This window comes from Pantoea sp. CTOTU50773, from assembly GCF_032082325.1.
Classification (GTDB): Bacteria; Pseudomonadota; Gammaproteobacteria; order Enterobacterales; family Enterobacteriaceae; genus Pantoea; species Pantoea communis.
The window spans coordinates 4170-8007 of record NZ_DAMDQC010000185.1; the positions used below are offsets into that span (position 1 = coordinate 4170).

The window sequence follows — 3838 nt, forward strand, 5'->3', positions numbered from 1 at the left end:
GGAAGTGCAGCAATTGATGCAACTGACCATCGAAAACGGCTATCGTAACTTTGTCGGACTGGTCGCGAAGTCGCGTCATAAAACGCCAGAACAGATCAATGATATCGCTCAGGGCCATGTCTGGACCGGCAGTGATGCTAAAGCCAATGGCCTGGTGGATGCGTTGGGTGATTTTGACGATGCCGTGGCGAAAGCGGCTGAGTTGGCAAAAGTCGCCAAGCCGCAGCTTAGCTGGTATCAGGACGACCCCGGCATGATTGACCTGCTGCTAAATCAGATGAATGCCTCTGCACAAGCGATGCTGCCAGCAGCACTGAAGGTGTGGCTGCCCGCGCCGATGCTGGACGTAATGAGTGCAGTGAAAGATCAGCCTGGCCTGATGAACAATCTTAATGATCCGCAAAATCGCTACGCCTTCTGCCTGAACTGCGGCAACGTACGCTAATCTTTACAGCCCGGCCGCTGGTCGGGCTGCTTTTCGCTGTTAATCCCCTTATACTGCGCGTTTTACGGCAAGTCTGAGTTCTTCCATGCAAAAGAAAAATATCTATGTAGCCTACACGGGCGGTACCATCGGTATGCAGCGCTCCGCGCACGGCTACATTCCGGTTTCCGGCCACCTGCAGCAGCAACTGGCCAACATGCCAGAATTCCATCGGCCTGAGATGCCGAATTTCACCATCCACGAATATCAGCCTCTGATGGATTCGTCAGACATGACGCCATTGGATTGGCAATCGATTGCTGATGACATTAAACAGAATTACGACAGCTATGATGGTTTTGTCATTCTGCACGGCACCGACACCATGGCATTCACTGCCTCGGCGCTGTCATTCATGCTGGAAAACCTGGCGAAGCCGGTAATCGTAACCGGCTCGCAGATTCCACTGGCAGAATTGCGCTCAGATGGTCAGCAGAATTTACTCAATTCGTTGTACGTGGCCGCTAATTATCCGATCAATGAAGTGGCGTTGTTCTTTAACAACACGCTGTTCCGTGGCAATCGCACCACCAAAGCCCATGCCGACGGCTTCAACGCCTTCGCTTCACCGAATCTCCCTCCTTTGCTGGAAGCCGGTATTCACATTCGTAAACTCAATACGCCGCCGGCACCACAGGGCCGTGGCGAGTTGATTGTGCATCCGATTACCCCACAACCGATTGGCGTGGTTACCATTTACCCCGGGATCTCTGCCGATGTGGTGCGTAACTTCTTGCGCCAGCCGGTGAAAGCACTGATTCTGCGCTCTTATGGTGTCGGCAACGCGCCGCAAAATGCAGAATTCCTGGCTGAACTGCAGCAGGCGAGCGAACGTGGGATTGTGGTGGTGAATCTGACGCAATGCATGTCCGGAAAAGTGAATATGGGGGGCTATGCCACCGGTAATGCGCTGGAACATGCGGGGGTGATCAGCGGTTTTGACCTTACCGTTGAGGCTACATTAACAAAACTGCACTTTTTGTTGAGCCAAAACCTCACCAACCCGGAAATTCGTGCCAGAATGCAACAGAATTTACGCGGCGAACTGACCGACGACTGATACGGAGCGAGATGTAATGAAGCGGGCATTGATAATCATCGATATTCAGAACGATTTTTGCCCCGGCGGCCCAATGGCGGTGCGCGAAGGCGACCAAACGGTTGCCGTTGCCAATCGCTACGCACGCGAGTTCCGCGATCGGGGAGAATGTGTAGTGGCATTGCAAGACTGGCATCCGGCAGATCATGGCAGCTTCGCCTCCGTCTCTGGCGAACCAGTGTATACCCTGGGTGAATTGAACGGTCTGGCGCAGATTTGGTGGCCCGATCATGGAGTCGAGAACTCAGTGGGGGCGGATTTCCACCCAGAACTGGACCGCACACTGATTGATGCGGTGTTCCATAAAGGGGGCGACGCGGATGTGGACAGCTACAGTGCTTTCTTCGATAACGGCCATCGCCGCAAAACGGAGCTAGACAGTTGGCTGCGTGAACGCGACATCAGCGACCTGGTGATGCTGGGGCTCGCTACCGACTATTGCGTCAAATACAGCGTGCTGGATGCGCTGGAGCTGGGCTACAACGTTGAAGTGGTGAAAGAGGGTTGCCGCGGCGTCAACCTGAATCCTGATGATAGCGATATTGCCATCGAACAGATGCAAGCTCAGGGTGCGGTAATAATCTGAAAATGAGGGCTGGTGAAAACCAGCCCTTTTGCGTTTTAGTGCAGGTTAATGCGCGTGATGTCCGGCTCGATACCGAACTCTTCCTTAAGCTGCTTTTTCGACTTCATCACCATCTCCCCCCCTTTGCCAATGGTCATATGCTGCGGGTCGTCGTTGTGACGCGCCTGCCACAGCATCACCAGCTGCAGGCAATTATCGCGCTGCTCTTGCGTCAGCGCGACACCGTCCGGCCATTTACCGGTTTCCACTGCGGTGGCGAGCCGCTCGTAGACTTCCGGCGTCATCGCCGCCAGCATGGCTTCCAGTTCTTGCTTCATGCTCAGCCCTCTTGTTGCTTGCCCTGCTCATCGGTAAAGCTCAATGAGGCAGAGTTAACGCAGTAGCGCTCACCGGTAGGCTGCGGGCCATCCGGGAAGACGTGGCCGAGATGCGCATCGCAATTGCCACAGCGAATTTCCACGCGGTGCATGCCGTGGGAATCATCTTCCAGATAACGAATCGCTTCGTCGCTGTAAGGCTGGTAAAAGCTCGGCCAGCCGCAGCCTGGATCATATTTAGAGTCGGAGAGGAACAGCGGTGAATTGCACACTAAACAGTGGTAGATGCCCTCCTGCTTGTTATGCAGTAATGCGCCACTGAAAGGAGGTTCCGTGCCGCGATGCTGTGTGACATAGCGTTGCATCTCAGAAAGCTGCGCGATTTTTGCCTCGGGTGCGGTGTCTTTAGCCATTTTGAGTTCCGGAGTGTCATTCTGTAAAAATCGACTAGTATTCTAACAAACGAACAACATCATCATGGTCTTTTTTCGTGCGAACCCGTTCGCCACGACTGCCACAGCGCAAAATTGTGACGTCGATCACCCTTTGCAAAAGTCATCCCTTTTCGGTCGGTATTCGGCGTAACATAGGCGCGCAATAAGGGTGCTGCGTAAGCGATTGCGCAACCAATTATTCCTGGCGTTGGAATTGACCTGTCGCAACAATTGACACGATTCCGCTTGACGCCTGGTAAGGTTTTTGTAATTTTACAGCCAACCTTTTATTCACTAACAAATAGCTGGTGGAATATATGACTATCAAAGTAGGTATCAACGGTTTTGGCCGTATCGGTCGCATCGTTTTCCGTGCTGCACAGCAGCGTTCTGACATCGAAATCGTCGCGATCAACGACCTGCTCGACGCCGATTACATGGCTTACATGCTGAAGTATGACTCTACGCACGGTCGTTTCGACGGCACCGTAGAAGTGAAAGACGGCGCGCTGATTGTTAACGGTAAGAAAATCCGTGTTACCGCTGAGAAAGACCCGGCTAACCTGAAATGGGACGAAGTGGGTGTTGACGTTGTTGCAGAAGCAACCGGTATCTTCCTGACCGACGAAACCGCCCGCAAACACATTCAGGCTGGTGCGAAGAAAGTGGTTCTGACCGGTCCTTCTAAAGATGCGACCCCAATGTTCGTTCGTGGCGCTAACTTTGAAAAATATGCTGGCCAGGATATCGTTTCTAACGCCTCTTGCACCACTAACTGCCTGGCACCACTGGCTAAAGTGATCAACGACCACTTCGGTATCGTTGAAGGTCTGATGACCACTGTTCACGCCACCACCGCTACGCAGAAAACCGTTGATGGCCCGTCTCACAAAGACTGGCGCGGCGGCCGCGGCGCAG

6 protein-coding genes are annotated in these 3838 nt (G+C 53.3%); 4 read left to right on the forward strand and 2 right to left on the reverse strand.

The annotated features are described in order from the left end of the window. The 3 genes from RT340_RS20315 to pncA all read left to right on the forward strand — a co-directional run. The coding region (locus RT340_RS20315) for a S49 family peptidase (RefSeq protein WP_313377584.1) at positions 1 to 445 on the forward strand (445 nt) is incomplete at its 5' end. 85 nt (positions 446 to 530) lie between these two features. Then, positions 531 to 1544 carry an asparaginase gene (ansA, locus tag RT340_RS20320; RefSeq protein WP_034828797.1) on the forward strand — a complete coding sequence of 338 codons (1014 nt, stop codon included), beginning with the start codon at positions 531 to 533 and terminating at the stop codon, positions 1542 to 1544. Positions 1545 to 1560: 16 nt separating this feature from the next. Beyond that, positions 1561 to 2169, forward strand: coding sequence for a bifunctional nicotinamidase/pyrazinamidase (gene pncA, locus RT340_RS20325; protein WP_034828795.1), 609 nt, complete (start codon positions 1561 to 1563; stop codon positions 2167 to 2169). 35 nt (positions 2170 to 2204) lie between these two features. Here pncA and RT340_RS20330 read toward each other — a convergent pair whose 3' ends face one another. After that, positions 2205 to 2486 carry a YeaC family protein gene (locus RT340_RS20330; RefSeq protein ID WP_045816085.1) on the reverse strand — a complete coding sequence of 94 codons (282 nt, stop codon included), beginning with the start codon at positions 2484 to 2486 and terminating at the stop codon, positions 2205 to 2207. A gap of 2 nt (positions 2487 to 2488) precedes the next feature. Continuing rightward, on the reverse strand, positions 2489 to 2899 hold the full coding sequence (gene msrB / locus RT340_RS20335) for a peptide-methionine (R)-S-oxide reductase MsrB (protein WP_313377585.1): 411 nt from the start codon (positions 2897 to 2899) through the stop codon (positions 2489 to 2491). Positions 2900 to 3237: 338 nt separating this feature from the next. Between msrB and RT340_RS20340 the strand changes: the two genes are divergently transcribed. After that, on the forward strand, positions 3238 to 3838 hold a 601-nt coding region (locus tag RT340_RS20340), incomplete at its 3' end, for a glyceraldehyde 3-phosphate dehydrogenase NAD-binding domain-containing protein (RefSeq protein ID WP_313377586.1).

What these genes read in the sequence shown, in the direction of transcription:
- ansA (WP_034828797.1), top strand. Translation starts at nt 531, where the DNA reads ATGCAAAAGAAAAATATCTATGTAGCCTACACGGGCGGTACCATCGGT.
- pncA (WP_034828795.1), top strand. Translation starts at nt 1,561, where the DNA reads ATGAAGCGGGCATTGATAATCATCGATATTCAGAACGATTTTTGCCCC.
- RT340_RS20330 (WP_045816085.1), bottom strand. Translation starts at nt 2,486, where the DNA reads ATGAAGCAAGAACTGGAAGCCATGCTGGCGGCGATGACGCCGGAAGTC.
- msrB (WP_313377585.1), bottom strand. Translation starts at nt 2,899, where the DNA reads ATGGCTAAAGACACCGCACCCGAGGCAAAAATCGCGCAGCTTTCTGAG.